Source organism: Pseudomonas sp. NPDC007930, assembly GCF_042958985.1.
GTDB lineage: Bacteria > Pseudomonadota > Gammaproteobacteria > Pseudomonadales > Pseudomonadaceae > Aquipseudomonas.
Genome location: NZ_JBIBKC010000005.1, coordinates 108,175 through 126,715, shown reverse-complemented (window position 1 = coordinate 126,715; position 18,541 = coordinate 108,175). Strand labels below are relative to the sequence as shown.

The 18,541-nt window shown below is 65.2% G+C and carries 15 protein-coding genes; 1 reads left to right on the top strand and 14 read right to left on the bottom strand.

From position 1 onward, the window contains the following. The first annotated feature begins 183 nt into the window (after window positions 1–183). Window positions 184–2,970, top strand: coding sequence for a dermonecrotic toxin domain-containing protein (locus ACFZCE_RS13175; protein WP_390939556.1), 2,787 nt, complete (start codon window positions 184–186; stop codon window positions 2,968–2,970). 271 nt (window positions 2,971–3,241) lie between these two features. Here the strand turns inward: ACFZCE_RS13175 and ACFZCE_RS13170 are convergent, their stop codons facing one another. From ACFZCE_RS13170 to flhA, 14 genes are all read right to left on the bottom strand, one after another. Further along, entirely contained in the window at window positions 3,242–3,634 is a 393-nt protein-coding gene (locus ACFZCE_RS13170) for a DUF2802 domain-containing protein (RefSeq protein WP_390939554.1), read from the bottom strand. Window position 3,635: 1 nt separating this feature from the next. After that, complete coding sequence (locus tag ACFZCE_RS13165) at window positions 3,636–4,115, bottom strand: chemotaxis protein CheW (protein WP_390939552.1); 480 nt, start codon at window positions 4,113–4,115, stop codon at window positions 3,636–3,638. Between the two features lie 59 nt (window positions 4,116–4,174). Beyond that, window positions 4,175–5,170: a chemotaxis protein CheW gene (locus ACFZCE_RS13160; RefSeq protein ID WP_390939550.1), complete on the bottom strand. Its 996-nt coding sequence runs from the start codon at window positions 5,168–5,170 to the stop codon at window positions 4,175–4,177. 1 nt (window position 5,171) lies between these two features. Further along, complete coding sequence (locus ACFZCE_RS13155) at window positions 5,172–5,960, bottom strand: AAA family ATPase (protein ID WP_390939548.1); 789 nt, start codon at window positions 5,958–5,960, stop codon at window positions 5,172–5,174. A gap of 24 nt (window positions 5,961–5,984) precedes the next feature. Further along, on the bottom strand, window positions 5,985–6,866 hold the full coding sequence (gene motD, locus ACFZCE_RS13150; protein ID WP_390939546.1) for a flagellar motor protein MotD: 882 nt from the start codon (window positions 6,864–6,866) through the stop codon (window positions 5,985–5,987). A gap of 4 nt (window positions 6,867–6,870) precedes the next feature. After that, window positions 6,871–7,611 carry a flagellar motor protein gene (locus tag ACFZCE_RS13145; RefSeq protein ID WP_390939544.1) on the bottom strand — a complete coding sequence of 247 codons (741 nt, stop codon included), beginning with the start codon at window positions 7,609–7,611 and terminating at the stop codon, window positions 6,871–6,873. Next, complete coding sequence (locus tag ACFZCE_RS13140; RefSeq protein ID WP_390939542.1) at window positions 7,611–8,729, bottom strand: chemotaxis-specific protein-glutamate methyltransferase CheB; 1,119 nt, start codon at window positions 8,727–8,729, stop codon at window positions 7,611–7,613. The genes ACFZCE_RS13145 and ACFZCE_RS13140 overlap by 1 nt, the downstream gene beginning before the upstream one ends. 48 nt (window positions 8,730–8,777) lie before the next feature. Then, complete coding sequence (locus ACFZCE_RS13135) at window positions 8,778–11,048, bottom strand: chemotaxis protein CheW (protein ID WP_390939540.1); 2,271 nt, start codon at window positions 11,046–11,048, stop codon at window positions 8,778–8,780. A gap of 84 nt (window positions 11,049–11,132) precedes the next feature. Then, window positions 11,133–11,921 carry a protein phosphatase CheZ gene (locus tag ACFZCE_RS13130; protein WP_390939538.1) on the bottom strand — a complete coding sequence of 263 codons (789 nt, stop codon included), beginning with the start codon at window positions 11,919–11,921 and terminating at the stop codon, window positions 11,133–11,135. 19 nt (window positions 11,922–11,940) lie between these two features. Beyond that, the gene (locus ACFZCE_RS13125) at window positions 11,941–12,315 is read right to left on the bottom strand and encodes a response regulator (RefSeq protein ID WP_390939536.1); all 375 of its coding nucleotides are present in this window, start codon (window positions 12,313–12,315) and stop codon (window positions 11,941–11,943) included. Between the two features lie 169 nt (window positions 12,316–12,484). Continuing rightward, complete coding sequence (gene fliA / locus ACFZCE_RS13120) at window positions 12,485–13,228, bottom strand: RNA polymerase sigma factor FliA (protein WP_390939976.1); 744 nt, start codon at window positions 13,226–13,228, stop codon at window positions 12,485–12,487. Next, a complete protein-coding gene (fleN, locus tag ACFZCE_RS13115; protein ID WP_390939534.1) occupies window positions 13,222–14,055 on the bottom strand; it encodes a flagellar synthesis regulator FleN in 834 nt (277 codons plus the stop codon). The genes fliA and fleN overlap by 7 nt, the downstream gene beginning before the upstream one ends. Before the next feature lie 95 nt (window positions 14,056–14,150). Beyond that, on the bottom strand, window positions 14,151–15,482 hold the full coding sequence (gene flhF, locus ACFZCE_RS13110; protein ID WP_390939532.1) for a flagellar biosynthesis protein FlhF: 1,332 nt from the start codon (window positions 15,480–15,482) through the stop codon (window positions 14,151–14,153). Window positions 15,483–15,493: 11 nt separating this feature from the next. Continuing rightward, window positions 15,494–17,611 carry a flagellar biosynthesis protein FlhA gene (flhA, locus tag ACFZCE_RS13105; RefSeq protein WP_390939974.1) on the bottom strand — a complete coding sequence of 706 codons (2,118 nt, stop codon included), beginning with the start codon at window positions 17,609–17,611 and terminating at the stop codon, window positions 15,494–15,496. Between the last annotated feature and the right edge of the window lie 930 nt (window positions 17,612–18,541).

Sequence of the window (18,541 nt, the reverse complement as noted above, 5' to 3'; positions counted from 1 at the left end):
TCATCACCCAGCTCATCCTATGCGCCTGAGGCCAACCTGAGCGGGGCTCACCCTGAACCCAGACCACACCGAAGCCATTACCCTGCACCCGCTACGCCGGGCGAAGGGCACTAACCGCCTACCACCCAGCACCCACACGCCATCGCCAAGGTGCGCACCTCACCCCCCCCAGAGGCGCACACCATGCCCAGCACCACCCTGCTCTCCCCCAGCGGCCGGCAACAGGCCTACGCCGCCCTCACCGATTACCCCCGCCCCGACCGCGCCGCCGCCGAAGCGGTGCAGGCCTGGGCCCAGGGCCAAGGCGTAAGCCTTGACCCTGACCACGCCGAGGTGGTCACCCTGCACTACCAACAGCACGAAGGCCAGTGGTACGCCCAGGTGATCAGCCACGCCAGCCTGCCCCAGGCGCTGCTGGCCAACTGGCAAGGCGAGAGCGCCAACAATCTGCTCGGCGGCCTGTTCGGCGAGCCTTGGGCAGGCACCGCGCCGCCGGAGGCGCCCATCCTGGTCGATGAACTGCCCTACCAGCACAACCCGCTGGCCCCGGAGAACGGCGCCAGCTATGCGGTGTACAACGGCCTGTACCAACGCACCACCCCGGCCAGCTATGGCCCGGCCAACCAGTTGCCCCTGAGCGCCGAAGCCTTCCAGGCGTTCGTGTGGCAGTTGGACTTTTCCAGCGCCTACCGCGCCATGCTCGATCGCTACTGGGCCGCCCGCCAGGATGCCTACGGCTTCGCCGCCAAACTGGGGTTGGTCGCCGCCTGCAACAAACAGGTGGCCGAGGGCAGCCTCAGCGCCCGCGGCCAGCACCTGGTGTGGCAGGTTGCGGGGCTCAAGCCCATTCCCAGTTGGGAGGCCCTGGGCAAAGCACCGAAAGCCTACCCCCCGGCCTTGGCCAGTGCGCTGAACATCTACGGCTACGCCGCCAGTGACCTGCTGTGCCTGTACGACAGCGAAAGCCAGCTGGCGCTGCTGTACATCCCCGGCAACGCCTCGCCCCTGCATGAGTTCAGCAGCCCAAAGGCGTTGCGCGCTTGGGTCGCCGAACAGTGCAAGCAAGCCGACACGCGGCAAGCGCTCAAAGCCCACTTCAACCTCGCCGACGCCCCGGACGGCCTGGATTTCAGCGGCCTGGACAGCGCCCTGGCGGGGCTGGCCGACTACCCGCACCCCCACCACCTGCCACCACAGCGCCCAGGCTTTACCACCGAAGGCGTGTGGGACCCACAGGTGTACGTCAACTACCGGCCTAAAACCTACAGCCCGCTGCTCAGCGGCGACCTCGGCCAGGCCCTGGCCACCCGCCAGCAGCAGCGCAGCTACGCCGACGCCGAGTTTCTGATCACCACCCGCAGCGACGTGACCAAGGCCCACTGGCGCAGCTACGTGAATTCGGCCCTCAACCTGCTGGGGCCACTGGCGCTGGTGGTGCCGGAGCTGGCGCCGCTGTTCGCCGTGGGCGGCGCGGCGCAGTTTGGCCTGGGGCTGGATGCGGCGATCCACGGCAAGGACGCCGAAGCCCAGGCCGAGGGCGTGCAAGGGGCTGTCTTCGGCGTGCTCAATGCCCTGCCGCTGGTGCACGCGGCCGGTGAAAAAGCCGGCGAGCTGTTTGGCGCCGAAAGCGGCTTTTTCGCGCCGCGGCGGGTCAATGGGCAACTGGGCTACCCGCTCAGCCCGATCGACGCGCCACATTGGCCACAAGATCCGTTCGCCCAAGCGTTCGGGCCGGTCGACACCCTCACCGCGGTGGCCGGCCACGATCAGGCGGTGGCCCGCTGCGTGACCCGCCTGGGCCGCTGGACCGGCGAGCAGGACGTGCTCGAAGCCACCATAGAAGACCGTATCACCCATGTTGCCTACGACCTGAAGCGCGACGTGTTCGTGCGCGTCGAAGACCTCAACGCGGTCGACCCGATTGGCTATGTGGCGCCACCCGACGCGCTGTACCAGCTCGAGCCCGAGGGCGCAACAGCGCACCCGGCCAGCGACGAGAGCCGCATGGCGACCCTCCGCGCGCTGGGCGTTGACCTCACCCTGCCGGTGGACCTGGCCGGCCCGCTGCTAGCCGAGCGCAGCGCGATCCCGCGTTCGGTGATGAGCCTCTGGGTGGGCGACAAGCTCATCAACCCCACCTTGCTGAGCACCATTGGGCGCAACGCCGAAGCGTTCTCCGCGGCCGAGTTTCGTTTCCGTTTGTTCCTCTCCAACACGCACCCGGAAGCATTCGCGCAAAACCTGCAGCTGTTGGCCGAACACGCGCCCACGCTGGAAGTGGTCACCCTGGAGGAACAGCCGTTCTACGCACGCTTCAGCGAAAGTGAAAACGCCGCGCAGTACCGCGCGGCCCTGGGTGAAGGCGGCGGGCCATCGAACTATGCCTCGGCCTCGGACGTACTGCGCTACCCCCTGCTGCATGAGGAGGGAGGTATCTACATGGATCTGGACGACAGCGTGCTGCCTGCCGGCAGCCCCAGCCGCTCGTTCGGCCGGCCGGTGCTAGCGTTGCAAGCGCTGGAGCTGAACACCACCGCCGACGGCCTACTGCTCAACGACGCGGTGTCGAATTACAAGCTCGGCATGCGTGAGCAGTACAACACCAGCATCATCGGCAGCCATGCCGGCAACCCGACGCTCAAGGCGATTTCCGAAGAGATGCGCCAGCGCTTCGACGCCAACCCGGCGTTCTATCAGCAGCGGCCGCACCCGGCCGTTGATCCTGAAGGTTTTTTAACCTACACCCGTGAGCTGAACCGCCTGACCGGCCCGGGGCTGTTCAACGACATCATCGCGCGGCTGCGCCCAGAGCTGTACCAACTGCGGCAAGTGCTGAGTTTATGGGCATTTGCGTTGATCGACAGCGCCGAAATCATCCCGCTGAGCGACCTGCCCACCAGCATCGATGCGCATTTGCCGTTTACCCGCGCCATGGCTATCGGCGGCACGGAGAGCTGGGCGAGCACCTGAAGCGCCAAAAAACCTTGCAAAACCTGTAGGCACCTGTCCTATGTGACAGTTACCGAACTCGCCCCGTTGCGGTTAACTGGCAGCCCCATCGACGGAGAACTGCCATGGCAAGCCCACGAAACGGAGTCTGGTCACTGCTACAGGAATGCTATCGCGCGCAGGCGCGCGAACGCGAGCAAGCCGCCGCTGAACCCGCTGCCGCCGCCAGCAGCGGCCAAGCGGCAAAACCCACCACGCCGCCGGCACCCGCGCCGGCGGCCGCCAACGGCCGTTAATGCCCGTGCAGCTTGCGCATCAGCTCGGCTTCGGCCTGGGTCAGGCCGCAGGCTTGGGTCAGTTCATCGACGCTGGCGCCCATGTTGACCAACTTGGCGGCCTGGGCGAAGGAGAGGTTGTCGGGGTCGCGCTGCTCGAGCTGTAGCAGTTTGTCGGGCAGCGGCGCCACCGCGGCGCGCAGTTCGTGGATGGCCTCGCCCATGCGCACCGTGCCGTTCTGGTAGTCGTCGAGGCGCTTGGCCAGGTCGCGGATGCGCTGGTCGCGCAGGGCATCGCCAGCGGCCTGCTCGGCCGCCAGGCGTTGCTGGTTACGGCTGTACTGCATGAACAGCGCCACACTGCCGGCCCACAGGATGCCCAGCACGATCACCGCGGCTTCGAAAATCAACTCAGAGGTTCTCCAGGTCCGACCATTCTTCTTCGCTCATCATCTTGTCGAGTTCGACCAGGATCAGCAACTCGCCGTTCTTGTTGCACACGCCCTGGATGAACTTGGCCGACTCCTCGTTGCCCACGTTCGGCGCGGTTTCGATCTCCGACTGGCGCAGGTAGACCACTTCGGCGACGCTGTCGACGAGGATGCCCACCACTTGCTTGTCGGCCTCGATGATCACGATCCGGGTGTTGTCGGTGATGTCGGTAGAGGCCAGGCCGAAGCGCTGGCGAGTGTCGATCACGGTGACCACGTTACCGCGCAGGTTGATGATCCCCAGCACGTAGGCCGGGGCCCCCGGCACCGGCGCGATCTCGGTGTAGCGCAGCACTTCCTGGACCTGCATCACATTGATGCCGTAGGTCTCGTTGTCCAGGCGGAAGGTGACCCATTGCAGGATCGGATCTTCGGAACCTTGGGCGGACGATTTCTTCATAAACCCCTCGCTACCTGTGTGGCGTGTGTGGTGGCGCGCGGCCCGGCGGGCCCGCGTTTCTAGCGTTTCCTGGCCCGTTGCGCCGCTGCCTTGGCCTTGGCCTCGGCGGCGGCTTTTTCCTTGGCCTCTTGCATCTGCCGCTTGATGGCGCCGCTGGCGATCAGTTCGGCCAAAGCCGCAACGTCGAGCAACGCGCACATGTGTTCGATCACCGTGCCGGCCAGCCAGGGGCGCAGGCCCCGTTGGCTGCGCCATTTGATTTCGCTGGGGTCGAGCCGCAACGAGCGGCTGACATGGTGCACCGCCAGCCCCCACTCATAGCCTTGTACGGAAATCACATACTGCAAACCTTGCTGGAAGTCCTCGCGGTAGCGGTCGGGCATCACCCAGCGGGCGGTGTCGAGCACCTTGAGGTTGCCGGCCTGGCTGGGCAGGATGCCAAGGAACCACTCCGGCTGGCCAAACAGCGGCGTGAGCTCTTGCCCGGCCAAGGGGTAGATCGAGCCCAGGCACACCAGCGGCACGGCCAGGGTCAGCCCGGCAACGTCAAACAACAGGCACTCGAACGGCTCGCTGGCCCAGGCCGGTGGGCCCTCTTCGGCGGGCGGTGGCGGCGCGGCCGGCGGTAACGCGGCCTCGGCGGCTTCCACCACCGGCTCGGCCAGCGGCGCCGCGGGGGTGATCAACGGCGGCGCCGGCGGCATCAGCGGCAGTGCCGGCGGCACCAGCAGGGCCTGGCGCAACACGGCGGGCGAAGCTTCGGCGGTGGGCACCAGTTGGGTCGGCTCGTCGGGCTGCAGCAGCGCGCTGGGGCGCGGCGCCGGGCGGGCGTCGCGCACTTGTTCTTCGAGCACGGCGGCGGCGAATTCGTCCAGGGCGGGGTCTGGCTGGGCCGGCGGCGCAGGCTTCAGCACCTTCTCCGGCGCTGGCGCAGGCGCGGCCTCCGGTGCCGGCGGCGCGTCGGGCAGGTCATCGGCGATGTCCTGCAGCAAGCCGTCCAGGTAGGACTGCAAGGCTTGCTGCGGGCGCTTGGCGAAATCGACCGGGCGGTTCATCTCAGGCCACCTGGGAAGTGAGTTGCTGGCCCAGCAGGTGCTTGAGCAAGGCACGGTAGGCGGTTACCCCACGGCTTTTGGGGTCGAACTGCGACGGCGCCTGGCCGGCCCGGCTGGCATCGCGCAGGCGGGTGTCCACAGGAATATAGCCCTCCCAGACGTTTTGCGGCCAGCGATCGCGCAGAGTCTTGAGGGTGCCCAGCGAGGCCTGGGTGCGGCGGTCGAACAGGGTCGGCACGATCGAGTACGGCAACGGCTGCTTGCGCGAGCGGTTGATCATCTCCAGGGTATTGACCATCCGCTCCAGGCCGTTCACCGCCAGGTGTTCGGTTTGGCAGGGGATCACCAACTGCTGGCTGGCCGCCAAGGCATTGACCATCAGCACGCCCAACAGTGGCGGGCTGTCGATCAGCGCGTAGTCGAAATCCTGCCACAACTGGGCCAGGGTCTTCGCGATCACCAGGCCCAGGCCGCTCTGCCCCGGGCTCTGGCGCTCGAGGGTGGCCAGCGCGGTGCTCGACGGCAACAGCGACACCAACTCGTGGCTGGTGGGCTGCAGCAGTTGCCCGGGCAACCCCTCGGGCACACCGCCACGGTGCAGGAACAGGTCGAAGCAGCTGTGCTCGAGGGCATCGGGGTTGAGGCCAAAGTAACTGGTCATCGAACCATGGGGGTCGAGGTCGACCACCAGCACGCGTTTGCCGGCGTCGGCCAGCAAACCCGCCAGGGCAATGGAGGTGGTGGTTTTACCCACCCCACCTTTTTGGTTGGCAACAGCCCAGACTCTCATGCGCTTGGATCCCGATTCTTCAGCTTACGGGGAAGGCGCCGGGCTTTTGACGGCCTGGCCCGTTCCCGGAGACGTTGCGGGAGCTGGTGCACTTTGTGTGCCAGCCCGGCGCAAGGCGGCATCCGGCGTTGCATTGGCGGTGCCGGTACCGGTCAGGCTGCGGCGCACTTCAAGGTTGCGCGAGATCACCAACACCGTGCGGCGGTTGCGCGAACGGCCGTCGGCGCTGTCGTTGCTGGCCACCGGCTGGAACTCGCCATAACCCACCGCTGCCAGGCGGCGCGGGTCGATGCCGTCCATGGCCATCATCCGCACGATGCTCGAGGCGCGCGCGGTCGACAACTCCCAGTTGGTCGGGTACTGGGCGGTGCGGATCGGCTGGTTGTCGGTAAAGCCCTCGACGTGCACCGGGTTGGCGAACGGCGCCAGCACCTTGCTGACCTTCTCGATGATCTGGAACGCCTGGTCGCTGGGGATGGCGTCGCCGCTGGGGAACAGCAAGCCGGATTTGAGCTCGATCTCGATCCACAGCTCGTTGCCACGCACGGTCATCTGGTTGCTGGCGATCAAGTCGCCAAAGGCGGTGCGCACGTCATCGGCGATGGTTTTCAGCGGGTCGGCCTGGCCCAGGGCGGTGTCGGTGGCCTCGGTGCTGGTGTCCAGCGGGTCCGACGGCTGGGTAGACAGCGGTTTTTCCTCGCCGATCGGGATCGGCTTCATGCTGCGCTGCTGGTCGTTGAACACGCCAATGAAGGTTTGCGAGAGCACCTTGTACTTGCCTTCGTTGATCGAGGAAATGGAGTACATCACCACGAAAAAGGCAAACAGCAAGGTGATGAAGTCTGCGTAGCTGACCAGCCAGCGCTCGTGATTCTCGTGTTCCTCGACCAACCGACGACGACGCATCAATTCACTCCATGAAGCCTTGCAGCTTCAGTTCGATGGAGCGTGGGTTTTCGCCTTCGGCAATCGACAGCAGCCCCTCCAGGAGCATTTCCCGATACCGCGCCTGGCGGTGCACGATGGCCTTGAGCTTGTTGGCCATCGGCAGCAGCACCAGGTTGGCCGACGCCACACCGTAGATGGTGGCGACGAATGCAACGGCGATGCCACTGCCCAGCTGGGAAGGGTCGGCCAGGTTGCCCATCACGTGGATCAAGCCCATCACCGCGCCGATGATGCCGATCGTCGGGGCGTAGCCGCCCATGCACTCGTACACCTTGGCGGCTGCCAGGTCGCGGCCCTCTTGCGTCAGGAAATCGACTTCGAGCACGCCGCGGATGGATTCCGGCTCGGCGCCGTCGACCAGCAGTTGCAGGCCTTTGCGCGCATAGGCGTCGGGCTCGCTGTCGGCGACGGCCTCCAGGCCCAGCAGGCCTTCCTTGCGCGCCACCAGGCTCCAGCCGACCACGCGGTCGATACCGCCGGCCAGGTCGATGCGCGGTGGGAAGATAATCCAGCGGGCGATGGTCAGCGCGCGCTTGAAGGCGCTGACCGGCGATTGCAGCAACGCCGCGGCCAGGGTACCGCCCAGCACGATCAGCGCCGCCGGGCCGTTGGCCAGCGACGGCAGGTGGCCGCCTTCGAGAAAGTTACCGCCGACGATGGCGACGAACGCGAGAATGATCCCGATCAGGCTCAAGGCATCCATCAGTGGCAGGCCTCCACCAGGTGGCGGCCAATGTCGTCAAGGCTGTACACCGCGTCGGTGAGGCCAGCCTTGGCCACCGCCATGGGCATGCCGTAGATCACGCAGCTGGCTTCGTCCTGGCCCCACACCTGGCTGCCGCTCTGCTTGAGCAGCCGCGCGCCTTCACGGCCGTCGGCGCCCATGCCGGTGAGCACCACCGCCAGCACTTTGTCGCCGAAGGATTTCGCCGCCGAGCCAAAGGTGATGTCTACGCAGGGCTTGTAGTTCAGGCGCTCATCGCCGGGGAGGATTTTCACCGTGCCGCGAGCGTCGATCATCATCTGCTTGCCACCTGGGGCCAGCAGTGCCAGGCCGGGGCGCAGTACGTCGCCGTCTTCGGCCTCTTTAACGCTGATGCGGCAGAGTTTATCGAGCCGCTCGGCGAAGGCCTTGGTGAAGGCCGCCGGCATGTGCTGGATCAATACGATCGGCGCCGGGAAGCTGGCCGGTAGTTGGGTCAGCACCCGCTGCAGCGCCACCGGGCCACCGGTGGAGGTGCCGATCGCCACCAACTTGTAGGCCTTGCGCTTGGGTGCCGGCGAGGCCGCCGCGGGCGTGGCCGCTGGGCGTGGCGCCGGGGCCACCGGCCGCGGCGTGCTGGCCGTGGCGGTGCTGCCTACGGCCGGGCGCGTGGGCGCCGGGGCCGGCGCGGTGGGTGTGGCGTAGGCGCTGAAGCGGCGGTTGCTGCGGGCGATGGTGTGGATCTTCTCGCACAGCAGTTGGCGCACCCGCTCGGGGTTGCGCGAGATGTCTTCGAAATTCTTCGGCAGGTAGTCCACCGCGCCGGCGTCGAGGGCGTCGAGGGTGACCCGCGCGCCTTCGTGGGTCAGCGAGCTGAACATCAAGACCGGCGTAGGGCAGCGCTGCATGATGTGGCGCACGGCGGTGATGCCGTCCATCATCGGCATTTCGTAATCCATGGTGATCACGTCGGGCTTGAGCGCCAAGGCCTGGTCGATCGCCTCACGGCCATTGGTGGCCGTGCCGACCACCTGCAGGCTGGTGTCGGCGGCGAGGATTTCCGATACGCGACGGCGGAAGAAACCCGAGTCGTCCACCACCAGGACTTTCACTGCCATTGTTCACTCCATTACCGGGCGCCAGCTACCTGCCGGCGCCCGGGGACATTAGATACGCCGCGAGGCGTAGCGCTTGAGCATGCTGGGAACGTCGAGGATCAACGCGATTCGGCCATCGCCGGTAATGGTGGCGCCACTCATGCCCGGGGTGCCCTGGAGCATCTTGCCCAGGGGCTTGATCACCACTTCTTCCTGGCCTACCAGTTGGTCGACCACAAAGCCGATGCGCTGGGTGCCCACCGAGAGGATGACCACATGGCCTTCGCGCTGCTCCTCGCGGGAGGCGGCGTCGTTGACCAGCCAGCGCTTGAGGTAGAACAGCGGCAGCGCCTTGTCGCGCACGATCACCACTTCCTGGCCATCGACCACGTTGGTGCGCGACAAATCGAGGTGGAAGATTTCGTTCACGCTCACCAGCGGGAAGGCAAACGCCTGGTCGCCGAGCATGACCATCAGCGTGGGCATGATCGCCAGGGTCAGCGGCACCTTGATGACGATCTTCGAGCCCTGGCCCTTGGCCGAGAAGATGTTGATCGAGCCATTGAGCTGGGCGATCTTGGTCTTGACCACGTCCATGCCCACGCCACGGCCCGACACGTCGGAAATTTCGGTTTTGGTCGAGAAGCCCGGGGCGAAGATCAGGTTGTAGCAGTCCGACTCGCTCAGGCGGTCGGCGGCGTCTTTGTCCATCAGGCCCTTTTCGACGGCCTTCGAACGCAGCACGTTCGGGTCCATGCCCTTGCCGTCGTCGGAGATCGACAACAGGATGTGGTCGCCCTCCTGCTCGGCGGAGAGCACCACCCGGCCACTGCGCACCTTGCCCGAGGCTTCACGCTCTTCAGGGGTTTCAACGCCGTGGTCACAGGCGTTGCGCACCAAGTGCACCAACGGGTCGGCGAGGGCTTCGACGAGGTTCTTGTCGAGGTCGGTGTCTTCGCCCACCAGCTCCAGGTTGATTTCCTTCTTGAGCTGGCGCGCCAGGTCACGGACCAACCGCGGGAAGCGCCCGAACACCTTCTTGATCGGCTGCATGCGGGTTTTCATCACCGCGGTCTGCAGGTCGGCGGTGACCACGTCGAGGTTCGACACCGCCTTGGCCATGGCTTCGTTGCCGCTGTTGGCGCCCAGGCGCACCAGGCGGTTACGCACCAGCACCAGTTCGCCGACCATGTTCATGATTTCATCGAGCCGCGCGGTGTCGACCCGCACGGTGGTTTCCGCTTCGCTGGCGGCCGGTTTGTCGGCGGCCGGGGCGCGGGCCGGCGCGGGCGCGGCGGGTGCTGGCGCGGCGGCAGGCTTGGGCGCTTCGCTGCGGGCCGGCGCGGGCGCAGCGGCCGCGGCGGGCGCGGCAGCTGGCGCTGGAGCGGCGGCTTTCGGCGGCGCGGCCACGGCAGCGGCCGCTGGCGTGGCGGCGGTGGCCACCTCACCGGTGAACTTGCCTTTGCCGTGCAGCTCGTCGAGCAGCGATTCGAATTCGTCGTCGGTGATCAGCTCTGGGCTGCCCGCCGCGGGCGCGGCCGCCACCGGGGTTGCCGGCGCGGCGGCGGCAACGTTATCGGCGGTGAACGAGCCCTTGCCATGCAACTGGTCGAGCAGCGCTTCGAACTCGTCGTCGGTGATCAAATCCGCGGCCCCGGCCGCGGCTGGGGCGGCTTCCGCCGGCGGCACCGGCAAGGCATCGGCGGCGAACTGGCCCTTGCCGTGCAATTGGTCGAGCAGCGCTTCGAATTCAGAGTCGGTGATTTCATCGCTGCCGGCTTCGGCTGGCGCCGCGGCCACCGGCGCAGGCGCCGGGGCATTGCTGGCATCGAGCGAATGCAGCAGCGCTTCGAATTCGGCGTCGGTGATGTCGGCTTCGGCCGCGGCAGGCGCCGCGGGCGCCGGGGCAACTGCCGCGGGCGGCGCCACCGGGGCGGCGGGCGCGGCACCGGCCGGTTCCGCCAGGCGCGCCAAGGCCTCGAGCAACTGCGGGCTGGCCGGGGTGATCTCGCTGCGCTCACGCACCTGGCCGAACATACCGTTGACGGTGTCGAGGGCCTCGAGCACCACGTCCATCAGCTCGGCGTCTACGCGCCGTTCGCCCTTACGAAGGATGTCGAACACGTTCTCGGCAATGTGGCAGCACTCCACCAGCTCGTTGAGCTGGAGAAAACCCGCGCCGCCCTTGACGGTGTGAAACCCACGGAATATCGCATTGAGCAGGTCGGAGTCGTCGGGCCGGCTTTCCAGCTCGACCAATTGCTCGGACAACTGCTCGAGGATCTCGCCGGCCTCTACCAGGAAGTCCTGGAGGATTTCTTCATCGGCGCCGAAGCTCATGTAGGGGTGCTCCTGGAATTCGTTAAGTACGGCCCGGCCGCGGCGGCTCAGCGCCGGGCCTGGAACGGTGCCTGCAGCCCGGAATCAGAAGCCCAGGCTCGACAGCAGGTCATCCACGTCGTCTTGACCGGATACCACGTCATCACGCTTATCGGCATGAATCTGCGGACCTTCACCCCTATCGGGATATTTTTCTTTGTCCTGCTCGCGCTCCAGCTCTTCGCGGTCGTGGCGGATGCCGGCGAAGCGGTCGACCGAGCTGGCCATCAACACCAGCTTGAGCAGGTTGCCTTCCACCTCGGTGACCAGCTTGGTCACGCGCTTGATCACTTGGCCGGTGAGGTCCTGGAAGTCCTGCGCCAGCAGAATGTCGTTGAGGTGGGTGTGCAGGTTCGAGACATCGGCCTCGCTGCGTTCCAGGAAGGTGTCTACGCGCTTGACCAGCTCGCGGAATTCCTCGGCGCTGACCTCTTTGCGCATGAAGCGCTGCCAGTCGGCGCGCAGGTCTTTGGCCGCGTCGCCAAACCCCTGCACCACCGGTAGGCTTTGCTCGACCAGGTCCATGGTGCGGTTGGCGGCTTTTTCGGTCAGGCGCGTGACGTAGTCCAGGCGCTCGGTGGCGTCGGTGATTTGCGACGCTTCCTGGGCTTCAGGCAGGCGCGGGTCGATCTGGAAGCTGACGATCGCGCTGTGCAACTCGCGCGTCAGTTTGCCGACCTCTTGGTACAGCCCGCGATCACGGGCCTGATTCAGCTCATGGATCAGTTCGACCGCCTCGCTGAACTTTCCTTGTTCCAGGCTTTCGACCAACTCATGGGCGTGTTTTTTCAGGGTGGACTCAAAGTCCCCCAACGATGAATGCTTCGGCTCCATGGGGCCCCCGTAGGCTGAGTCAGCTGTTGACGCGTTCGAAGATCTTCTCGATCTTCTCTTTCAGCACCTGGGCGGTGAAAGGTTTGACCACGTAGCCGTTGACCCCGGCCTGGGCCGCTTCGATGATCTGCTCGCGTTTGGCCTCGGCGGTGACCATCAGCACTGGCAGGTGGCGCAGGCGGTCGTCGGCGCGCACGGTGCGCAGCAGGTCGATGCCGCTCATGCCAGGCATGTTCCAGTCGGTGACCAGAAAGTCGAAGTTGCCGCTGTGCAACATGGGCAGCGCCGTGTTGCCGTCATCGGCCTCGGCGGTGTTGGTGAAGCCCAGGTCACGCAGCAGGTTTTTGATGATTCGCCGCATCGTCGAGAAGTCGTCAACGATGAGGATTTTCATGTTCTTGTCCAAGTAGACCTCCAAGCAGTCTTAAACACGCCCAGCCCCGGGGGCGCAAGCATTCAAACCAGTTCACAGCAAACGCGACTGCATGAGCAGGCATGGCTGGCGTGATATCACACAGCCAACGCCCTGATCCAGCAAATCTTTTACAAAACCCGCAACTTTGTTACCGGGCCCGCCACTCACCCAGCCGGCTGCGCAAACGTGCCGCGCATTGGCTGTGCAACTGGCTCACCCGCGACTCGCTCACGCCCAGTACTTCGCCGATTTCCTTGAGGTTGAGTTCCTCGTCGTAATACAGCGACAGCACCAGCCGCTCCCGCTCCGGCAGGTTGGCGATGGCTTCGGCCAAGGCCTTCTGGAAGCGCTCGTCTTCCAGCCCCCGCGATGGCTCGCCACTGCTGGCGCCCTCTTCGTGGGTGCCTTCGTGCTCGCCTTCCTGGAGCAGGTCGTCAAAGCTGAACAGGCGGCTACCGAGGGTGTCGTTGAGGATCCCGTAGTATTCGTCCAGGCTCATCTTGAGTTCGGCAGCAACCTCGTGATCTTTAGCGTCACGGCCAGTTCGCGCTTCAATTGCGCGAATCGCGTCACTGACCATGCGCGTATTGCGGTGCACCGAGCGTGGCGCCCAGTCACCCTTGCGCACTTCATCGAGCATCGCGCCGCGAATGCGGATGCCGGCGTAGGTCTCGAAACTGGCGCCCTTGCTCGAGTCGTACTTGGTCGACACCTCGAGCAGGCCGATCATGCCGGCCTGGATCAGGTCTTCGACCTGCACGCTGGAGGGCAAGCGCGCCAGCAGGTGGTAGGCGATGCGCTTGACCAGCGGCGCATAGCGTTCAATCAGCTGGTATTGCTGCGACTCGCGAGAAGCCTTGTTGTACATCCGGTATCCGCTGGCACTCATGATACGGGCCCCGCACTGGTTTGCTGTACCAATCGTTCGACGAAGAACTCCAGGTGCCCGCGAGGGTTGGCGGGCAGCGGCCAGGTGTCGACCTTCTGGGCGATGGCCTTGAAGGCCAGCGCGCACTTGGAGCGTGGAAACGCCTCGTACACCGCGCGTTGCTTCTGCACGGCCTTGCGCACCGTTTCATCGTAAGGCACCGCGCCCACGTACTGCAGGGCCACGTCAAGGAAACGGTCAGTCACTTTCGTAAGCTTAGCGAACAGGTTGCGCCCTTCCTGCGGGCTTTGCGCCATGTTGGCGAGCACGCGGAAGCGGTTCATGCCGTAGTCGCGGTTGAGCAGCTTGATCAGGGCGTAGGCATCGGTGATCGACGTGGGCTCGTCGCACACCACCAACAGCACTTCCTGGGCGGCGCGCACGAAGCTGACCACCGAGTCGCCGATCCCGGCGGCGGTGTCGATCACCAGCACGTCGAGGTTGTCGCCGATTTCGCTGAACGCCTGGATCAACCCGGCATGCTGGGCCGGGGTCAGGTGCACCATGCTCTGGGTACCGCTGGCCGCCGGCACGATGCGGATGCCGCCCGGCCCCTGCAGCAAGACGTCGCGCAGGTCGCAGCGGCCCTCGATCACGTCGGCCAGGGTGCGCTTGGGCGTGAGCCCGAGCAGCACGTCAACGTTGGCAAGGCCCAGGTCGGCGTCGAGCAACATCACTCGCCGGCCGAGTTCGGCCAGTGCCAGCGAGAGGTTCACTGACACGTTTGTCTTGCCGACGCCACCTTTGCCGCCGGTCACCGCGATCACCTGTACGGGATGCATGCTGCCCATTCGTTCTTTACCTTGTCACTTCAGACCGAGGCCACGCGAGCCTGCCAGGGGCAGCACTTCACGCAGGTAGATTGCATTTTCCATCGCCCTTGCCCTCACCCGGCACGCTTGCCGGGGCTGTGGTAGAGATCAGCGAACATATCGGCCATGGCCTCTTCGCTGGGCTCTTCCTGTACTTGCGCACTCACCGCGCGGCTTACCAACTGGTGCCGGCGCGGCAGGTGAAGGTCATCGGGGATGCGCGGGCCATCGGTGAGGTACGCCACTGGCAGCTCATGGCTGATCGCCAGGCTCAGCACCTCACCGAGGCTTGCAGATTCATCGAGTTTGGTCAGGATGCAACCGGCCAGGCCACAGCGCTTGTAGCTGTGGTAGGCGGCGGTCAGCACCTGTTTCTGGCTGGTGGTGGCCAATACCAGGTAATTGCGCGCGCGGATGCCGCGCCCGGCCAGGCTTTCGAGCTGAAGCTTCAGGGCCGGGTCGCTGGCTTGCAGGCCGGCGGTGTCGATCAACACCACACGCTTGCGCAGCAGCGGTTCCAGCGCCTGGGCCAGCGATTGGCCGGGGTCGACGTGGGTGACCGGTACGTTGAGAATGCGCCCCAGCGTTTTCAGCTGTTCCTGGGCGCCGATACGGAAACTGTCCATGCTCACCAAAGCGATGTTTTGCGCGCCGTATTTAAGCACATATCGCGCGGCAAGCTTGGCCAGCGTAGTGGTTTTGCCCATCCCGGCCGGCCCGACCACCGAAATGATCCCGCCTTCTTCCAGCGGCTCGACCTCTGGCGTGCTGATCATCCGCGCCAGATGCGCCAGCAGCATGCGCCAAGCCTGGCGCGGCTCGCTGAACTCGCCGATCTGGTCAAGCAACTGGCGCGACAGCGGCCCGCTCAGGCCGATGCGCTGCAGGCGGCGCCAGAGGTTGGCCTGTTCCGGGCGGCTGCCTTGCAGTTGGGTCCAGGCCAGCGAGCCCAGTTGCACTTCGAGCAGTTCGCGCAGGCCGTTGAGTTCCTGGCGCATCGAGTCGAACAAGCGCTGGTCCATGGCCGGCTCGGCGGGCTTGGCCGGTGCCACCGGGGCGGCGCGCAGCGGTTCGTCGAAGGTCGGTTCGATCAGCGGCTCGGCGGCGGTCAGCGGCAGGCCGGCGAACAATTGGCGGTTGGTGGTGCCGTCGGTGTCGCCACCTCGGGTGGTCAGTTCGGCCTGGGCGGAGACGATCCGCGACTGGGTTTTGCGCAGCTCGCTTTCGAGCTCCAGGTTCGGCTCACGCGGGGCCAGCGCCGACAGTTTGTAGTCGAGCGCGGCGGTCAGCTCTACCCCGCCGGCAATGCGGCGGTTGCCGATGATGGCAGCGTCGGAGCCCAGCTCGTCACGCACCAGCTTCATCGCTTGACGCATATCGGCGGCAAAAAAACGCTTCACTTGCATAGCCCGCTACCTCAGCCGTTCGGCCCTACTGTCGCAACGATCGTCACTTGTTTGTTATCCGGTATTTCCTGGTACGCCAGCACATGCAGGTTCGGTACCGCCAGGCGGCCAAAGCGCGAGAGCATCGCCCGAACCGGCCCGGCCACCAGCAGTATCGCTGGCTGGCCCATCATTTCCTGGCGCTGCGAGGCTTCGATCAACGAACGCTGCAAGCGTTCAGCCATCCCCGGCTCGAGCAGAACGCCTTCTTCCTGACCCTGCCCAGCCTTCTGAAGACTATTGAGCAATATCTGTTCCAACTTCGGCTCAAGGGTGATCACAGGCAGCTCGGACTCAGTGCCCACAATGCTTTGCACGATTGCACGGGCCAGCGCGGCGCGCACATGCTGCACCAGCGCGGCGGTATCTTGACTCCGGCTGGCGTTGTTGGCGATCGCTTCGGCGATGGTGCGGATGTCGCGCACCGGCACCTGCTCGGCCAACAGCGACTGCAGCACCTTGAGCAACGCCGACAGCGACAGCACGCTGGGCACCAGCTCTTCGGCCAGCTTCGGCGAAGCCTTGGCCAGCACCGAGAGCAACTGCTGCACTTCTTCGTGGCCGAGCAGTTCGTGGGCGTGCTTCTGCAAAATCTGGTTCAAGTGCGTGGCCACCACGGTGCTGGCGTCTACCACGGTATAGCCCAGCGACTGCGCCTGGGCGCGGCTGCTGACTTCGATCCACACCGCTTCCAGGCCGAAGGCCGGGTCGCGCGCCTGGATGCCGTTGAGGTTGCCGAACACCTGGCCGGGGTTGATCGCCAGTTCGCGGTCGGGGTATATCTCCGCCTCGGCGAGGATCACCCCCATCAGCGTCAAGCGATAGGCGCTGGGGGCGAGGTCAAGGTTGTCGCGGATGTGCACGGTGGGCATCAAAAAGCCCAAGTCCTGGGAGAGCTTCTTGCGCACGCCCTTGATCCGCGCCAGTAATTCGCCACCTTGGTTGCGGTCCACCAACGGGATCAGCCGGTAGCCCACTTCCAGGCCGATCATGTCGATCGGCGTGACGTCGTCCCAGCCCAGCTCCTTGACCTCCTGTGCGCGTTGCGGCGAAGGCAGCATCTCTTGCTGGCGCTGGGTTTCGGCGATCACCCGGAGTTTTTCGTCGTTTTGTTTTTTCCACACCAGGTAGGCGCCACCGGCGGCGGCCAGGGCCAAGCTGAGGAAGGCAATGTGCGGCATGCCGGGGACCAGGCCCATGACCATCATCAACCCGGCGGAAACCGCGAGCGCCTTGGGCGAATCGAACATCTGCCGGGTGATCTGCTTGCCCATGTCTTCCGAGCCGCTGGCGCGGGTGACCATCACCGCGGCGGCGGTGGAGAGCAACAGCGACGGCAACTGCGCCACCAAACCGTCACCGATGGTCAGCAAGGCGTAGGTTTTACCGGCGTCGGCAAAGGTCAGGCCGTGCTGGAGAATACCAATGGCCATGCCGCCGATCAGGTTGATGAAAAGAATCAGCAAGCCGGCGATGGCGTCACCGCGCACGAACTTGCTGGCGCCGTCCATCGAGCCGTAGAACTCGGCCTCGGCGGCCACCTCGGAACGGCGGTGCTTGGCGCCCGCCTGGTCGATCAGGCCGGCGTTGAGGTCGGCGTCGATGGCCATCTGCTTGCCGGGCATGGCGTCGAGGGTGAACCGCGCGCTCACCTCGGAAATCCGCCCGGCACCCTTGGTGACCACCACGAAGTTGATGATCATCAGGATGGCGAACACCACCGCACCGACTACGTAGTTGCCGCCGATCACCACCTCACCGAACGCCTGGATCACCTTGCCCGCGGCTTGGTGGCCTTCGTGGCCGTGGAGCATCACCACCCGGGTCGAGGCCACGTTCAGCGCCAGGCGCAGCAGCGTGGCGACCAGCAGGATGGTCGGGAATACGGCGAAATCCAGCGGCCGCAGGGCGTACACGCTGACCAGCAGCACGACGATCGACAGCGCGATGTTGAAGGTAAAGAACACGTCGAGCAGGAACGGCGGCACCGGCAGCGTCATCATGGCGAGCATGGTGAGCAGCAGCAGCGGCACCCCGAGGTTGCCCCGGGCCAGGCCCCTGGCGTTGTTCAGTAATTGTGTGCGATCCACCGCCATGACGTTCGTTCCCCAGCAAACTTTTGACGCTTGGAACAAGGGTTGCAAGAAGCCTTCCAACTCCAGAGGGCCGGGCAACCGTGCATAGGCTGTGACAGCGGCAGGGGGGCGGATTGTTCAATCCGTGGGGCACCCCTCATCAGGTGGCGGGGTTGGGGGCCTTGGCCCGGCACAGCCGGAATGCTGTTCACTTGAGCAATCAGAGCGCCAAATCGGGGGTGAAAAGCACTGATGGTTTTACTGAGCGCATGACCTGACTGGCCCCTCGCCCGGCACAGCCGGCCTCCCACCAGATTTGTGTAAGTACTTGATTTACGGGGCAACACAGAGTCCGTGGGAGGCCGGCTGTGCCGGGCGATGGGCCAGTCAGATCATGCGCTCGGTAAAACCCCAGGGAGAGATCAAGGCTTTGTGCCTAAGATTTAGTGCTTTGATTGCCGCTTCGTGGAAGGATCAATCTGTAAGCGCTGCTGATTTCGTGCATGAACTTCAGGGCCCATCGCCCGGCACAGCCGGCCTCCCACCAGATTTGTGTAAGCACTTGATTTACGGGGCAACACAGAGTCCGTGGGAGGCCGGCCGTGCCGGGCGATGGGCCAGTCAGATCATGCGCTCGGTAAAACCCCAGGGAGAGATCAAGGCTTTGTGCCTAAGATTTAGCGCTTTGATTGCCGCTTCGTGGAAGGATCAATCTGTAAGCGCTGCTGATTTCGTGCATGAGCTTCAGGGCCCATCGCCCGGCACAGCCGGCCTCCCACCCGATTTGTGTAAGCATTTGATTTACTGGGCAACACAGAACTTGTGGGAGGCCGGCTGTGCCGGGCGATAGGCCAGTCAGATCATGCGCTCGGTAAAACCCCAGGGAGAGATCAAGGCTTTGTGCCTAAGATTTAGCGCTTTGATTGCCGCTTCGTGGAAGGATCA

Bases quoted from the DNA above. Each gene is read 5' to 3' on its own strand.
- ACFZCE_RS13175 (WP_390939556.1), top strand. From the start codon at position 184: ATGCCCAGCACCACCCTGCTCTCCCCCAGCGGCCGGCAACAGGCCTAC.
- ACFZCE_RS13165 (WP_390939552.1), bottom strand. From the start codon at position 4,115: ATGAAGAAATCGTCCGCCCAAGGTTCCGAAGATCCGATCCTGCAATGG.
- ACFZCE_RS13160 (WP_390939550.1), bottom strand. From the start codon at position 5,170: ATGAACCGCCCGGTCGATTTCGCCAAGCGCCCGCAGCAAGCCTTGCAG.
- ACFZCE_RS13155 (WP_390939548.1), bottom strand. From the start codon at position 5,960: ATGAGAGTCTGGGCTGTTGCCAACCAAAAAGGTGGGGTGGGTAAAACC.
- motD (WP_390939546.1), bottom strand. From the start codon at position 6,866: ATGCGTCGTCGTCGGTTGGTCGAGGAACACGAGAATCACGAGCGCTGG.
- ACFZCE_RS13145 (WP_390939544.1), bottom strand. From the start codon at position 7,611: ATGGATGCCTTGAGCCTGATCGGGATCATTCTCGCGTTCGTCGCCATC.
- ACFZCE_RS13140 (WP_390939542.1), bottom strand. From the start codon at position 8,729: ATGGCAGTGAAAGTCCTGGTGGTGGACGACTCGGGTTTCTTCCGCCGT.
- ACFZCE_RS13135 (WP_390939540.1), bottom strand. From the start codon at position 11,048: ATGAGCTTCGGCGCCGATGAAGAAATCCTCCAGGACTTCCTGGTAGAG.
- ACFZCE_RS13130 (WP_390939538.1), bottom strand. From the start codon at position 11,921: ATGGAGCCGAAGCATTCATCGTTGGGGGACTTTGAGTCCACCCTGAAA.
- ACFZCE_RS13125 (WP_390939536.1), bottom strand. From the start codon at position 12,315: ATGAAAATCCTCATCGTTGACGACTTCTCGACGATGCGGCGAATCATC.
- fleN (WP_390939534.1), bottom strand. From the start codon at position 14,055: ATGGGCAGCATGCATCCCGTACAGGTGATCGCGGTGACCGGCGGCAAA.
- flhF (WP_390939532.1), bottom strand. From the start codon at position 15,482: ATGCAAGTGAAGCGTTTTTTTGCCGCCGATATGCGTCAAGCGATGAAG.